The organism is Neoluteolibacter marinus (genome assembly GCF_014904755.1).
In the GTDB taxonomy this organism is placed as follows: domain Bacteria; phylum Verrucomicrobiota; class Verrucomicrobiia; order Verrucomicrobiales; family Akkermansiaceae; genus Haloferula; species Haloferula marina.
This window is the reverse complement of record NZ_JACZFQ010000307.1, coordinates 1-564: the sequence shown is the minus strand read 5'-3', so window position 1 is coordinate 564 and position 564 is coordinate 1. Positions and strand designations below refer to the sequence as shown.

Here is a 564-nt window from a genome sequence, read left to right as displayed (position 1 = left end):
ATCTGCGAGGTCCTCGGCGTCCCGCGCAGCAGCTACTATCATGCCGCCACGCCGACTCCCTCCGAGCTTTCCGACCGCGACATCGGGGAGCAGATCGAGGCCGTCTTCAATCGCCATCGCCGCCGCTACGGCTACCGCAGGATCTGGAGCGAACTCGCCGACCAGGGCATCACCTGCGCTCCCGCACGCGTCCGCCGGATCATGATGGAGCGGGGCCTCAAAGCCCTCCAGCCCAAGACCTACGTGCCCCGCACCAGCGACGGCCGCGCCGACAAGCCAGCCCCCAATCTCCTCGTGGAAAAGGACCTCCCGGACCGGCCCGACCGGGTTTGGGCCGGTGACATCACCCACGTGCCCACCGCCGCGGGATGGCTCTACCTTGCCGTGGTCATCGACCTCTGCACGCGCCGCATCGTCGGCTGGTCGCTGGCCCGCCACATGCGCGCCGGGCTGGTGGCCGACGCCTTCAAGCAAGCGCTCCAAACACGCCGTCCCGAAACAGGGCTGATCTTCCACAGCGACCGCGGCAGCCAATACGGCAGCGGTGAATACCGCTCGCTGTTG

At 68.3% G+C, this 564-nt stretch carries 1 protein-coding gene; it reads left to right on the top strand.

Translation table 11 applies throughout. From position 1 onward, the window contains the following. A partial coding sequence (locus IG178_RS25005) for an IS3 family transposase (protein WP_193215273.1) occupies positions 1 to 564 on the top strand: 564 nt, incomplete at both ends.